Raw genomic sequence first — 13,725 nt, 5'->3', positions numbered from 1 at the left:
ACGCGCCGGGCGCAGTTTCCCATGGTGCGCCCGCCTGCGGCCCGGTTCGGGCCGGCAGGCCCTTCCCGCGCTGACCCGAGGAGTTTTGCGCCATGAGCGACTGGCCGGTCCACGCCAAGATCGACGGCCCCATCGTGATGATCGGATTCGGTTCCATCGGCCGGGGCACCCTGCCCCTGATCGAGCGGCACTTCGACTTCGACCGCGAGCGCATGGTGGTGATCGATCCCGTCGCCGACCACCGCAAGCTGCTGGATTCCCGCGGCATCCGCTTCGTCCAGGCCGAGGTGACGGCGGAGAGCTACCGCGACCTGCTCACCCCGCTGCTCACCAACGGCCCCGGCCGCGGCTTCTGCGTGAACCTGTCGGTGGACGTGTCCTCCATCGCCGTGATGGAGCTGTGCCGCGAGCTGGGCGTGCTCTACGTCGACACCGTGATCGAGCCCTGGAAGGGGTTCTATTTCGACGAGGCGATGCCGACCGCGGCGCGCACCAACTACGCGCTGCGCGAGAGCCTCCTGGCGGCGCGGCGGCGCAATCCCGGCGGGCCGACGGCGGTCTCCACCTGCGGCGCCAACCCGGGCATGGTGTCCTGGTTCGTGAAGCAGGCGCTGCTCAACATCGCGCACGACACCGGCCTCGACCGGCCGGACCCCACCAGCCGCGAGGAATGGGCGCAGCTCGCGCGCGGCCTGGGCGTGAAGGGCATCCACATCGCCGAGCGCGACACCCAGCGCGCCCGCGAGCCGAAGGTGATGGGCCAGTTCTGGAACACCTGGTCGGTGGAGGGCTTCGTCTCCGAGGGCCTGCAGCCGGCGGAACTCGGCTGGGGCACGCACGAGAAGAGCCTGCCGCCGGACGGGCGCACCCATGAGGGCGGCTGCGGCGCGGCCATCTATCTGCTCTCGCCCGGCGCCGCCACCCGCGTGCGCTCCTGGACGCCGACGCCGAAGGCGCAGTACGGCTTCCTCGTCACCCACAATGAGAGCATCTCGATCGCCGACTATCTGACGGTGCGCGACGGCGCAGAGGTGGTCTACCGCCCCACCTGCCACTATGCCTACCACCCCTGCAACGACGCGGTGCTGTCGCTGCACGAGATGTTCGGCAATGGCGGCCACTTCCAGGAGAGCTGGAAGATCCTCGACGAGCACGAGATCGTCGACGGCATCGACGAATTGGGCGTGCTGGTCTATGGCCACGCCAAGAACGCCTACTGGTTCGGCTCCCAGCTCTCCATCGAGGAGACGCGCGAGCTGGCGCCCTACCAGAACGCGACCGGCCTCCAGGTGACCTCCGCCGTGCTCGCCGGCATGGTGTGGGCGCTGGAGAACCCCGACGCCGGCATCGTCGAGGCCGACGAGATGGACTTCCGCCGCTGCCTGGACGTGCAGACGCCCTATCTCGGCCCGATGATCGGCACCTATACCGACTGGACGCCTTTGACCGGCCGCCAGAAGCTGTTCCCCGAGGACCTGGACCTCGAAGACCCCTGGCAGTTCAAGAACATCATCGTCCGCTGACGGGGATGGCGGGTGCTCCGGTCACGCGGAGCACCCGGAAAAAGGCGCCGGCCTCAGGCCTTCTGGCCGGCCTCGATCACGTCGTCGAGGGTGCGCAGGCCGGTGCGCGGGGCATTCACCAGCACCGCCATGTTGCCGGGGGCGTGCTGGTTCTTCCACATCTTGGTGTGGGCTTCGGGGATGCGCTCCCAGGGGAACACCTCGGACATGCAGGGGTCGACGCGCCGGTCCATGATGAACTGGTTGGCCGCCGAGGCCTGCTTCAGATGCGCGAAGTGCGATCCCTGGATGCGCTTCTGGCGCATCCAGACATAGCGCGCGTCGAACGTGATGTTGAAGCCGGTGGTGCCGGCGCAGAACACGATCATGCCGCCGCGCTTGCCCACCAGCGTGGACACCGGGAAGGTGCTCTCGCCGGGATGCTCGAACACGATGTCCACGTCGCGCTTGCCGGTGATGTCCCAGATGGCCTTGCCGAACTTGCGGGCTTCCTTGGTCCACTCATTGTATTCCGGCGAGTTGACCTTGGGCAGCTGGCCCCAGCACTTGAAGTCCTTGCGGTTGATGACGCCCTTGGCGCCGAGGCCGAGCACGTAGTCGCGCTTGGTCTCGTCCGAGATCACGCCGATCACATGGGCGCCGGAGGCGGCGGCGAGCTGGACGCCGAACACGCCCAGGCCGCCCGAGGCGCCCCACACCAGCACATAGTCGCCCGGCTTCACGGTGTGCGGCGGATGGCCGAACAGCATGCGGTAGGCGGTGGCCATGGTGAGGGTGTAGCAGGCGCTCTCTTCCCAGGTCAGGTGCTTGGGGCGCGGCATCAGCTGGCGCGCCTGAACCCGGCAGAACTGGGCGAACGAGCCGTCCGGCGTCTCATAGCCCCAGATGCGCTGGGAGGGGGAGAACATCGGGTCGCCGCCGTTGCACTCCTCGTCGTCCCCATCGTCCTGGTTGCAGTGGACGACCACCTCGTCGCCCACCTTCCAGCGCTTCACCTTGGAGCCCACCGCCCAGACGATGCCCGAGGCATCGGAACCGGCCACGTGGAACGGCGCCTTGTGCACGTCGAACGGGGAGATCGGCTGGCCGAGGCCGGCCCAGATACCGTTGTAGTTGACGCCCGCCGCCATCACGAGGACGAGAACGTCGTTCTCGCCCAGCTCCCAGGTGGGAACCACCTCCAGCTGGAACGAGTCCTCCGGCGGTCCATGGCGTTCGCGGCGGATGGCCCAGGCATACATCTTCGCGGGCACGTGACCGAGGGGCGGGATCTCGCCCAGCTCATAGAGATCCTTCAGCGCCCCTTCATCCGCTCCCGCGGTTGCAGTCTGGCCCATGGCGTCGCGTCCTCTCGCTGGCGGACCGTTCGGTCACGTTGGATGTCATATCGCAGTGCAGCGTAGCAGAGAATAATTCCAGGTCGATAGCCCACTTTCGGGGTGCTGCAGTGAACCATAGGGCCGCGCTCGCGTTCCCATTTCCGCACGCCGCCGCGGCAGCTAAGGTGGAGGCGGCCGCGGGGCCGCGCGCTGCTCCGGATCGGCGGTGGAGAGGGAGAAGAACATGGGTATTCTGTGGATGATCATCGTCGGCGCCATCGCCGGCTTTCTCGCAGGCCAGCTGTTCCGGGGCTACGGCTTCGGGCTGATCGGCAACATCGCCGTGGGCATCGTCGGCGCCCTCATCGGCGGCTTTCTGTTCGGCAACGTGTTCCTGGTGGGCGGCCTCATCGGCCAGATCGTCTCGGCCACCATCGGCGCGGTGATCCTGCTGTTCGTGATCTCGCTGGTGAAGCGGTAGAGCGCGCATCCGGGCGGGCCGCTGCGGCCCGCCCCGGAACGCCGGGCGCGAGATTTCCATCGACGGCGCGCGCATTGCGACGCACAATTCCCGTCAGGATGGTTCTGAACACGGGGAACGAGTATGGCGGGCCGCGATAAACCTTGGCTCTTCCGCACCTATGCCGGGCATTCGACGGCGGCGGATTCCAACAAGCTCTATCGCTCCAACCTCGCCAAGGGCCAGACCGGCCTCTCCGTCGCCTTCGACCTGCCGACCCAGACCGGCTATGACAGTGACCACCCGCTCGCCCGCGGCGAAGTGGGCAAGGTGGGCGTTCCGATCTCCCATCTCGGCGACATGCGCACATTGTTCGAGGGCATCCCGCTCGCCGAGATGAACACCTCGATGACCATCAACGCCTGCGCGGCGTGGCTGCTCTCGCTCTACATCGCCACGGCCGACGAGCAGGGCGCGGACCGGACCCGGCTCCAGGGCACGACGCAGAACGACATCATCAAGGAATATCTCTCGCGCGGCACCTATGTCTTCCCGCCCGCGCCCTCCATGCGGCTCACCAAGGACACCATCATCTTCACCACCGAGCATCTGCCGAAGTGGAATCCGATGAACGTGTGCTCCTACCATTTGCAGGAAGCCGGGGCGACGCCGGTGCAGGAGCTGGCCTTCGCGCTGGCCAACGCCATCGCCATCCTCGACACGGTGAAGAAGTCCGGCGAGGCCGAGGGCCCGGTGTTCGGCGAGGTGGTGGGGCGCATCTCCTTCTTCGTGAACGCGGGCATGCGGTTCATCACCGAGATGTGCAAGATGCGCGCGTTCGTGGACCTCTGGGACGAGATCTGCGTCAACCGCTACGGAATCACCGACGCCAAGCAGAAGCTGTTCCGCTACGGCGTGCAGGTGAACTCGCTGGGCCTCACCGAGCAGCAGCCCGAGAACAACGTCTACCGCATCCTCCTGGAGATGCTGGCCGTCACCCTCTCCAAGAAGGCGCGCGCCCGCGCCGTGCAGCTCCCCGCCTGGAACGAGGCGCTGGGCCTGCCGCGCTCGTTCGACCAGCAATGGTCGCTGCGCATGCAGCAGGTGGTGGCCTACGAGACCGACCTGCTCGACTACGGCGACATCTTCGACGGCTCCACCGAGATCGCCAGGAAGGTGGAGGAGCTGAAGGAGGAGGCCCGCGCCGAGCTCGCCCGCATCGACGGCATGGGCGGCGCGGTGGCGGCGATCGAGAATTCCTACATGAAGCAGGCGCTGGTGGAGAGCAACACGCGGCGCCTGGAGGCCATCGAGCGCGGCGAGCAGGTGGTGGTGGGCGTCAACCGCTGGACCGAGACCGAGCCCTCCCCGCTCACCACCGGCGAGGGCGCCATCCTCACCGTGCCGGAGGGCGTGGAGGCCGAGCAGATCGCGCGGCTCCAGGCGTGGCGCGAGGCGCGCGATGCCAAGGCGGTCGCGACGGCGCTGACGGCGCTGAAGAGCGCGGCCCAGGAGGGGCGCAACGTGATGGAACCGTCCATCGCGTGCGCCAAGGTGGGCGTGACCACGGGCGAGTGGGGCGGCTGCCTGCGCGAGGTGTTCGGCGAATACCGCGCCCCCACCGGCGTCGGCCGCGCGGCGCGCGCCGACACCCAGGGGCTCGACGCGGTGCGCGAGAGCGTGGACGCGGTCTCGGCCAAGCTCGGCCGGCGCATCAAGTTCCTGGTGGGCAAGCCGGGCCTCGACGGCCATTCCAACGGCGCCGAGCAGATCGCCGTGCGCGCCCGCGACTGCGGCATGGAGGTGGTCTATGAGGGCATCCGCCTGACCCCGGCCGAGATCGTCAACGCGGCGCTGGAGGAGAGCGTCCACGTCATCGGCCTCTCCATCCTCTCCGGCTCCCACGTGCCGCTGGTGCGCGACGTGATGGAGCGCCTGCGCGCCGAGGGCCTCTCGGACGTGCCTGTGGTGGTGGGCGGCATCATCCCGCCGGAGGACGAGGCGCAGCTCAAGGGGTTCGGCGTGGCAGCGGTCTATACGCCGAAGAATTTCGAGCTGAACCGCATCATGGCGGACATTGTCTCCATCGTGGACCGCGAGGCGCAGAAGGCCGCCTGATCGCCGGCGGCCACGGCCGGCGCGGCCCAAAAATGGACCGGGGCCCGCCCTGCGGGTGGGTTCAATTTGCCCCCACCGCGCTCTAGATTGCCCCGCGGACGACGCGCGCAACGGGGGCTTCGGCGTGGGACATCATTCGGGACGACGGGACTCATACCGGCGCGCGGCGCGCGGCGCCGGCCTCGCGGTGATCCTCGCGGCACTCGCCGCATCGGGCGCCGCGGCCCAGACGCCGCCGCCCGCAAAGCCGAAGCCGGAGCCGGCCAAGCCCGCGGCCCCGGCCGCGGCGCCCGCCCCCGCGGCTTCTGGCCCCGATTCCACCGCCGAGACCTATGGCGACTGGGTGCTGCGCTGCTGGCCCAATGGCGCCGCGCGCCGCTGCGAGCTGAGCCAGCGCCTGCTGGTGCAGGGCCAGTCGGCCCCCGTCGCCCTGATCGCCTTCGGCCGGGACGGGAAAGGCGCGCCGCTGCGCATGGTGGTGCAGCTGCCCGTCAACGTGACCATGGAGGGCGGGGTGAAGGCCGCCGCCGCCTCGGGCGACGGGCTCGCCGACCTCGCCTTCCGCCGCTGCGCCCCGGGCGGCTGCTTCGCCGACGTGGTTCTGGCCGATCCGGCTCTCGCCAGGCTCAAGGCCCAGAGCGAGCCGCCGGCCCTGAAATATCGCGATGCCGCCGAGCGCGAGATGGCGCTGCCCTTCTCCCTCAAGGGCTTTGCTGCGGCGATCGACGCGCTGCTCCGCTCCTGAGCCATCGCCGCCCGCTCCGGCGCCGGCTCGCGTCGCCACGGCCTGCTTGCATTAGTGCAATCGCATTTTGGGTCGGGTGGCGCCATATTTCCGGAAACGCCCGCTTTCGCGCCCGCGCCATTCCGCCTGCATCGCAAGCCGGACGGACAGCGCGATCTCTTTCCTGAGCCTAGCGGGCGATCGGAGATGACCCATGCCCGACCTTCGTCCTGACGCCCATCCCGGCGACGCGCCTGCCCTCCTGCCCGACGGCCTTGCTCTGGGGCCGGTGACGCTCAGGAGCCGCGATCCCGATGCGCTCGTGCCGTTCTACCGCGCGGCCGTCGGCCTCGACGTTCTGGCGCGCGCGGAGGGCGGCGTGGTGCTCGGCGCCGGCGGACGGCCGCTGGTGGAGGTCGTGCGCGATGCGGCGGCGCCGCTGCCGCCCGCCCGCGCGCCGGGCCTGTTCCACCTCGCGGTGCGCGTGCCCGACCGGGCCGCGCTGGCGGCGCGGCTGCTCGCGGCGCGCCGGCTCGGCCTGCGCCTCGGCGCGTCGGACCATCTGGTCAGCGAGGCGCTCTATCTCGACGATCCGGACGGCAACGGCGTCGAGATCTATCGCGACCGCCCGCGCGAAGCCTGGCCCGCCACCGAGGACGGCACCATCGCCATGGAAACGCTGCCGCTCAATCTCGCGGCGCTCTCCGGGGAGGCGACCGAAGAGGGCGGACCGGCCCCCGCCGGGACCGACATGGGGCATGTGCACCTCAAGGTATCCGACCTCGATGCCGCCCGGCGCTTCTGGGTGGACCTCGTGGGCTTCACCGTGATGGCGGCCTATCCCGGCGCGCTGTTCGTGAGCGCGGGCGGCTACCACCATCACCTCGGGCTCAACGTCTGGCATTCCGCCGGCGGCGCGCCGCCGCCCAAGGGTTCAACCGGGCTCGACCATTTCGAGGTGCGCCTGCCCGGCGATGGCGTCGCCGCGCTCGCCGGGCGCCTCGCCGCCGCCGGCTGGCCATTCGCGCGGCAGGACGGCGGCATCGTCACCGCCGATCCTTCGGGCAACGGCGTGGCATTCCGCGCCGCCGGCTGAACCGGCCACGCCGGGCGTTCGCAAACGGGGCAAATCAAACTAGGGTGCGGTTCAAGGAGGCGGCCCGCCGGGCCCCTCCCAAGAACACGGGCGCGGCACGCGCCCTGGAGGCGACACCCATGATGTCCATCCCCTTCTTCGGGGTCTTCCTCGCCTTCGTGGCGACGCTGGCGGGATCGCGCACCCTCGCGCTCGCCTTGTGGTTCGTGTCCATGGCGGCGATGCTCGTGCTGTTCAAGCTGCACGCCACCGACCCGCTCAACATCGCGCTGTGAGGGGACCATGAGCCCGGACCTCTCCCGCACCCTCAACGCCCTCGGCCTCGCGGCGGTGTGCGTCGTGCTGATCGTCGCGTTCGCCGACCAGCTTCTGTTCGGCGACCTGCCCTGCCCGCTCTGCATCCTCCAGCGCGCCGGCTTCCTCGGCGTTGCCATGGGCCTCGCGCTGAACGTGAAGTTCGGCCCGCGCCCGTCGCATTATGCGGTGATGCTGATCTCGTCGCTCGCCGGGGCGGCGGTCTCGCTGCGCCAGACGCTGCTGCACATCGTGCCGGGCGAGGGCGCCTATGGCGACGCCTTCTTCGGCCTGCACTTCTATGCCTGGGCGTTCATCGTCTTCATGGTCTGCGTCGCCGGCACCGCGGCGATGCTGCTGTTCGACCGCCAGTTCGCGGACGGGCTCAAGCCGCCGGCGCGGATCGGCGCGCTGGGCGGCATCATGGTGGCGCTCGGCCTGCTGCTCGCCTTCGCCAACGGCGCCTCCACGGTGCTGGAATGCGGCGGCGGCCTGTGCCCGGACAATCCCACCAGCTACCTCCTGCTGCAGGACGGGGCGGCCGGCGCGCCGCTGCGCCAGCTCTTCGGCCAGTGATGCGCCCCCATCAAGGTTGCTGATCGAGCCCCAACGAGAATGCATTTCAGGACCGCAGCGAAACCGGCTAGATGAGCCCACAAGGCTGGATCACCGATCCGGCCAAGCTGTTCTGAGGGCTGGATCACCGATCCGGCCCTGATCGGTCTTGCGGCCGGATCGGTCATCCGGTGCCCGCCCCGGCGCGCGGGCGGTTCGCATGGCGCCTGCCTCGGACCGCGGCCGCTCCTCCCTCCTCACCCGCCCCGCAACGCCTTCGGAAGAGGTCATGTCCGCACCCCGCTCGACAGGTCCGCTCGGCGCCGTCTTCAACGCGCCCTATCTGCTGCTGGTGCTGGTGGCGATGCTCTGGGCGGTGAACATGGTGCTCGGCCGCTACATCGTGGGGCACGTGCCGCCGCTCACCCTCGCCTTCGTGCGCTGGACCGGCGCGACGCTGATCCTGCTGCCGTTCGCCTGGTCGCAGCTGATGCGTGACTGGCCGCTGGTGCGCACCCACATCAAGAGCCTGCTGCTGCTCTCGGCCACCGGCATCTCCTGCTACAACTCGATGACCTATTACGGGTTGCAGTACACCGAGGCGGTGAACGGGCTTCTGGTCCAGTCCACCACGCCGCTGATCGTGGCGGTGTGGACCTTCCTGCTGTTCCGCGACCGCCTCTCGCTCGGCCAGACGGCGGGCATCGGCGTGTCGCTGGTGGGGGTGATGTTCATCATCAGCCGCGGCGACCTCGACACGCTTGTGCACCTGAAGCCCAACGAGGGCGACCTGTGGCTGCTCCTGGCCATCGGCATCTACGGCTTCTACGCGGCCATGCTGCGCAAGCGGCCGCCGCTCGGGTCGCTGTCGTTCCTGCTGGTCATCATGGCGATGGGCGCGGTGGTCCTCATCCCCACGGTGCTGTGGGAGATGCACCTCGGCATGTATCTGAAGTTCGACACCCTGACCCTGTCGGCCATGGCCTATGTGGCGGTTGGGCCCTCGCTCATCGCCTACATGTTCTTCAACCGGGCGGTGGAAATGGTGGGCGCGAACCGCGCGGCGCCGTTCATCCACCTGCTGCCGGTGTTCGGCACCGCGCTCGCCATCGTGTTCCTGGGCGAGCGCCTCGCCTGGTACCACCTCGTCGGCTATGTGCTGGTGATCGGCGGCATCGGCCTTGCTACATTCTCCGGCCGCGGACGCGCCGCCGGAGCGCCGGCCACCACCGAGCCCACGCCCCCGGGCTGACCGGCGGCATCGCCGCCGGTCAGCCCGCCGGTGCGGGAGCCGCGCCTCAGAAGCCCAGCGCCTTGGCCTGCTTCACGTGCGGCAGGCCGAGCACCTTGCCGAGCACGTCGGACGGCACCTTGCCGTCCACCGCCACCAGAGCGATGGCATCGCCCCCCGCATGGTCGCGGCCGAGGGCGAAGGTGGCGATGTTCACGCCGGCATCGCCCAAAAGGCCCGCGAAGCGGCCGATGAAGCCGGGCTTGTCCTCGTTGGTGACGTAGATCATGGCCGGGGCGAACTCGGCGTCCACCTTGATGCCCTTGATGTTGACGATGCGCGGATGGCCGTCGGCGAACACCGTGCCGGAGACCGAGCGCTCGTACTTGTCCGTCACCACGGCGAGGGTGATGAGGCTGTCATAGTCGCCGGTTGCGGCGCGGGTCATCTCCTCGATGACGATGCCGCGCTCCTTTGCGACCGAGGGGGCGGACACCACGTTCACGTCCGGCAGCGCGGGGCGCAGCAGGCCCGCCACCGCCGCCGAGGTGAGCGCCTTCACCTTGAGGTCGGCCACCGCCCCCTCATAGGTGATGCGCACGGTCTTGATGTCGGTGTCGGTGAGCTGGCCGGCGAACGAGCCGAGCTTCTCGGCCAGCTCGATGAACGGCTTCAGCTTCGGCGCCTCTTCCGCGGTGATGGAGGGGAAGTTCACCGCGTTGGAGATGGCGCCGGACAGCAGGTAGTCGCTCATCTGCTCGGCCACCTGGAGCGCGACATTCTCCTGCGCCTCCGTGGTGGCGGCGCCGAGGTGCGGGGTGCACACCACGTTGGCGCGGCCGAACAGCGGGTTGGTCTCGGCGGGCTCCACCGTGAACACGTCGAACGCCGCGCCGGCCACATGCTTGCTGTCCAGCGCCGCCGCGAGCGCCGCCTCGTCCACCAGGCCGCCGCGGGCGCAGTTGATGATGCGCACGCCCTTCTTGGTCTTGGCGATGTTCTCGGCCGAAAGGATGTTCTTGGTCTTCTCGGTCAGCGGCGTGTGCAGGGTGATGAAGTCGGCGCGGGCGAGGAGGTCGTCCAGCTCCACCTTCTCGACGCCGAGGTCGAGGGCGCGCTCGGGCGAGAGGAAGGGATCGAACGCGATCACCTTCATCTTCAGTCCCACGCCGCGCTCGGCGACGATGGAGCCGATATTGCCGCAGCCGATGATGCCGAGGGTCTTGCCGGTGACCTCGACGCCCATGAAGCGGTTCTTCTCCCACTTGCCGGCCTGGGTGGAGACGTCCGCCGCCGGGATCTCGCGGGCGAGCGCGAACATCATGGCGATCGCATGCTCGGCGGTGGTGATGGAATTGCCGAACGGCGTGTTCATCACGATCACGCCCTTGGCGGTGGCGGCCGGCAGGTCGACATTGTCGACGCCGATGCCGGCGCGGCCGATCACCTTGAGGCGGCTCGCCTTCTCCAGGATCTTCGGCGTCACCTTGGTGGCCGAGCGGATGGCGAGGCCGTCATAATTGCCGATGATCTCGGCCAGCTTGTCCTTGTCCTTGCCGAGGTCGGGCTGGAAATCCACCTCGACGCCGCGGTCCTTGAAGATCTGGATGGCGGCGGGGGAGAGCTTGTCGGAGATGAGAACGCGGGGTGCCATTGGGGGCTCCGGGAATTGCGAAGGGTATGGGCCGGGCATGCGCGCATCATCGCGGCTTCACCGGCGTGAACCCTCTCCCGCTTGCGGGGGAGGGCAGGGAGGGGGAACGCGGTTGGCGCCGGGAGCTGCGGGTTCTTCAGGGGAGGGCGAATGCCCCCTCCCCACCCCTCCCCCGCAGGCGGGAGAGGGAGCCGGGCGGCTCAAGCGCTGACGCAGCCAGTCTCACGCCGCCTTGGGCAGCGCGGACTTCGCCTCGTTAAAGGCCCAGTCGAGCCAGTGGGTCAGCGCCTCCACGTCGAAACGCTCCACGGTGGCGCCGCACCAGATGCGCAGGCCGGGCGGGGCGTCGCGATAGGCGCCGATGTCGTAGGCGATGCCGCCCTTCTCCAGGCCCGAGGCGATGGCCTTGGCGAACGCCGCCTGGGCGTCGGCCGGCAGCGCGGTCACGTCCGGGTCCACCACGGTCAGGCACACCGAGGTGTTGGAGCGCGTCACCGGGTCCTTGGCCAGGAAGTCCACCCACGGCGTGCGGTAGACCCACTGGGCGATGGCCTCGAAATTGCGGTTCGAGCGCGCCTGGAGCGCCGAGAGCCCGCCGATGTTCTTCGCCCACTTGAGCGCATCGAGATAGTCCTCGACGCACAGCATGGACGGGGTGTTGATGGTCTCGCCCTCGAAGATGCCCTCGATCAGCTTGCCGCCCTTGGTCATGCGGAAGATCTTCGGCAGCGGCCAGGCCGGCTTGTAGGTCTCAAGCCGCTCCACCGCGCGCGGCGAGAGGATGAGCATGCCGTGCGCCGCCTCGCCGCCGAGCACCTTCTGCCAGGAGAAGGTCACCACATCGAGCTTGGCGAAATCGAGCTTCTGCGCGAACGCCGCCGAGGTGGCGTCGCAGATGGTGAGGCCGGCCCGGTCGGCCGGGATCCACTCCGCATCCGGCACCATGACGCCGGAGGTGGTGCCGTTCCAGGTGAAGACCACGTCGTGGGAGAAGTCGACCTGGGTGAGGTCCGGCAGCTCGCCATAGGGGGCGGTGAGCGTGCGCGCGTCGGCGAGCTTGAGCTGCTTGGCGACGTCGGTCACCCAGCCTTCGCCGAAGCTCTCCCAGGCCAGCATGTCCACCGGGCGGGCGCCCAGCATGGACCACAGCACCATCTCGACGGCGCCGGTATCGGAGGCGGGAACGATGCCGATGCGGTAGTCGGCCGGAACTTCGAGCACCTCGCGGGTGAGCTCGATGGCTTCCTTGAGCTTGACCTTGCCCACCTTGGCGCGGTGCGAGCGGCCGAGCGGCGCGTCGGAGAGCTGGTCCAGCGACCAGCCGGGGCGCTTGGCGCAGGGGCCGGAGGAAAAATTCGGATTTTCCGGGCGCGAGGCCGGAGCAGGATTCGTCGTCATGTCATCCATCCTTACAGATGGGCGCCTCCCGTTGGGGGGAGGTGTCCCGCGGATGGGGTTACGCCTGTGGGGGTGGGGGCGTCAAGGGTGGGGTGGGGCCGAATGCCGAAGGCTTGATCTTGGCGCTTAATTTAGGGGCAGGGCAGGGGCGGCAAATCGCGGGCACGCCATCGTCAATCATTCCCATCGACGCGGGCGTCGTCGCCGATCAGCTCGTCGCGCATCGCTTTCGGAACGGGAAAGCCGTATCCCCCGCCGGGCTCGCACCAGCGCAGCCGGCCCTCGCTGTGGGCGTCGCTCATATAGAGCTGAGCTCCAACCATCTGCATGGTGAGAAATAGAGCCTGAACAGCGTCGATGCCGTAGACGGTGTCGTCCCTTACGCCGTCCGGCCAATGTATCGCGAAGTGGCAGCTCCAATCCTTAGCGGCCGCCACCGGTGCGGATATCCGGACCGGGACGCCTACCTCGGCGCCGTCCACAAACAGCAGCAGCAGACGCTCCGCGATCATCATGACGCGCTCTTTGCCCCCTCCACCCGCCCTGCCATCACCCGCCCCCACCCGAACACCCCGACAAACACCGCCGTCATCAAGAGCACGATGGTCGGCGCCGGCGCGCTGTCGAGGAAGAAGGAGAGGTACACCCCCGCGAGCGAGCAGGAGACGGCCACCAGAACCGCCGTCACCAGCATCCAGCCGAAGCGTTTGGTTACGAGAAACGCGATGGCCCCCGGCGCGATCAGCAGCGACACGGCGAGGATGATGCCCACCGCCTTCAGCGCCGCGACGATGGTCAGCGAGAGCATCACCAAGAGCCCGTAATGCAGCAGGGCGGTGTTCAGCCCCACGGCCTTGGCCTGGGCAGGATCGAAGGCGTTCAGCAGCAGGTCGCGCCATTTCGCCAGCAGCGCCAGCGTCACGAGGCCGGCGATGAGCGCGCTCTCGGCGATGTCGCCCCAGCTCACGCCCAGCATGTCGCCGAACAATATGTGGTCGAGATGCACGTCGGTCTGGATCTTGGTGTAGAGCACCAGCCCCAGGCCGAACATGCCGGAGAACACGACGCCCATCACCGTGTCCTCCTTCACCCGGCTGTTGTCCTTCAGGAAGCCGGTGGCCAGCGCGCACACCATGCCGGCGGCGAAGGCGCCGAGCGCCAGCGGCAGGCCGGCGATATAGGCCAGCACCACGCCCGGCAGCACCGCGTGGGAGACCGCGTCGCCCATCAGCGACCAGCCCTTCAGCACGAGGAAGCAGGAGAGCAGCGCCATGGGCACCGCCACCAGAGCGGCGATGACGAGCGCGGTGACGATGAAGTCGAACTGGAACGGCAGGAGAAGCGTCGCCATCC

13 protein-coding genes are annotated in these 13,725 nt (G+C 68.9%); 8 read left to right on the top strand and 5 right to left on the bottom strand.

Annotation, left to right across the window (positions count from 1 at the left end; all coding sequences use genetic code 11):
• The first annotated feature begins 92 nt into the window (after positions 1-92).
• On the top strand, positions 93-1,523 hold the full coding sequence (locus D9R14_RS10180; RefSeq protein ID WP_121623223.1) for a homospermidine synthase: 1,431 nt from the start codon (positions 93-95) through the stop codon (positions 1,521-1,523).
• Between the two features lie 53 nt (positions 1,524-1,576).
• Here the strand turns inward: D9R14_RS10180 and ccrA are convergent, their stop codons facing one another.
• Positions 1,577-2,860: a crotonyl-CoA carboxylase/reductase gene (gene ccrA, locus D9R14_RS10175; RefSeq protein WP_121623222.1), complete on the bottom strand. Its 1,284-nt coding sequence runs from the start codon at positions 2,858-2,860 to the stop codon at positions 1,577-1,579.
• 226 nt (positions 2,861-3,086) lie between these two features.
• Here ccrA and D9R14_RS10170 point away from each other — a divergent pair, with 226 nt between their 5' ends.
• The 7 genes from D9R14_RS10170 to D9R14_RS10145 all read left to right on the top strand — a co-directional run bounded on the left by D9R14_RS10170 (position 3,087) and on the right by D9R14_RS10145 (position 9,341).
• Positions 3,087-3,323, top strand: coding sequence for a GlsB/YeaQ/YmgE family stress response membrane protein (locus D9R14_RS10170; RefSeq protein WP_121623221.1), 237 nt, complete (start codon positions 3,087-3,089; stop codon positions 3,321-3,323).
• A 123-nt stretch (positions 3,324-3,446) separates the two neighbouring features.
• Positions 3,447-5,420: a protein meaA gene (locus tag D9R14_RS10165; RefSeq protein ID WP_121623220.1), complete on the top strand. Its 1,974-nt coding sequence runs from the start codon at positions 3,447-3,449 to the stop codon at positions 5,418-5,420.
• A gap of 124 nt (positions 5,421-5,544) precedes the next feature.
• Entirely contained in the window at positions 5,545-6,165 is a 621-nt protein-coding gene (locus D9R14_RS10160) for an invasion associated locus B family protein (RefSeq protein ID WP_147453000.1), read from the top strand.
• A 193-nt stretch (positions 6,166-6,358) separates the two neighbouring features.
• Positions 6,359-7,240: a VOC family protein gene (locus D9R14_RS10155; protein ID WP_121623218.1), complete on the top strand. Its 882-nt coding sequence runs from the start codon at positions 6,359-6,361 to the stop codon at positions 7,238-7,240.
• Positions 7,241-7,359: 119 nt separating this feature from the next.
• Positions 7,360-7,515 carry a DUF5993 family protein gene (locus D9R14_RS23100; RefSeq protein ID WP_170168571.1) on the top strand — a complete coding sequence of 52 codons (156 nt, stop codon included), beginning with the start codon at positions 7,360-7,362 and terminating at the stop codon, positions 7,513-7,515.
• Positions 7,516-7,522: 7 nt separating this feature from the next.
• Complete coding sequence (locus D9R14_RS10150; protein ID WP_121623217.1) at positions 7,523-8,110, top strand: disulfide bond formation protein B; 588 nt, start codon at positions 7,523-7,525, stop codon at positions 8,108-8,110.
• A gap of 268 nt (positions 8,111-8,378) precedes the next feature.
• Complete coding sequence (locus D9R14_RS10145) at positions 8,379-9,341, top strand: DMT family transporter (RefSeq protein WP_121623216.1); 963 nt, start codon at positions 8,379-8,381, stop codon at positions 9,339-9,341.
• Positions 9,342-9,387: 46 nt separating this feature from the next.
• Here the strand turns inward: D9R14_RS10145 and serA are convergent, their stop codons facing one another.
• From serA to D9R14_RS10125, 4 genes are all read right to left on the bottom strand, one after another.
• Positions 9,388-10,974 carry a phosphoglycerate dehydrogenase gene (gene serA, locus D9R14_RS10140; protein WP_121623215.1) on the bottom strand — a complete coding sequence of 529 codons (1,587 nt, stop codon included), beginning with the start codon at positions 10,972-10,974 and terminating at the stop codon, positions 9,388-9,390.
• Between the two features lie 222 nt (positions 10,975-11,196).
• Positions 11,197-12,372, bottom strand: coding sequence for a phosphoserine transaminase (locus tag D9R14_RS10135; protein ID WP_121623374.1), 1,176 nt, complete (start codon positions 12,370-12,372; stop codon positions 11,197-11,199).
• Between the two features lie 173 nt (positions 12,373-12,545).
• Positions 12,546-12,887, bottom strand: coding sequence for a DUF6968 family protein (locus tag D9R14_RS10130; protein ID WP_121623214.1), 342 nt, complete (start codon positions 12,885-12,887; stop codon positions 12,546-12,548).
• A complete protein-coding gene (locus D9R14_RS10125) occupies positions 12,884-13,723 on the bottom strand; it encodes a metal ABC transporter permease (protein ID WP_121623213.1) in 840 nt (279 codons plus the stop codon). Before D9R14_RS10125 ends, D9R14_RS10130 begins: the two co-directional genes overlap by 4 nt.
• Between the last annotated feature and the right edge of the window lie 2 nt (positions 13,724-13,725).

It is taken from the genome of Xanthobacter tagetidis, assembly GCF_003667445.1.
Lineage (GTDB): Bacteria > Pseudomonadota > Alphaproteobacteria > Rhizobiales > Xanthobacteraceae > Xanthobacter > Xanthobacter tagetidis.
This window is presented reverse-complemented; position numbering and strand designations above follow the sequence as displayed.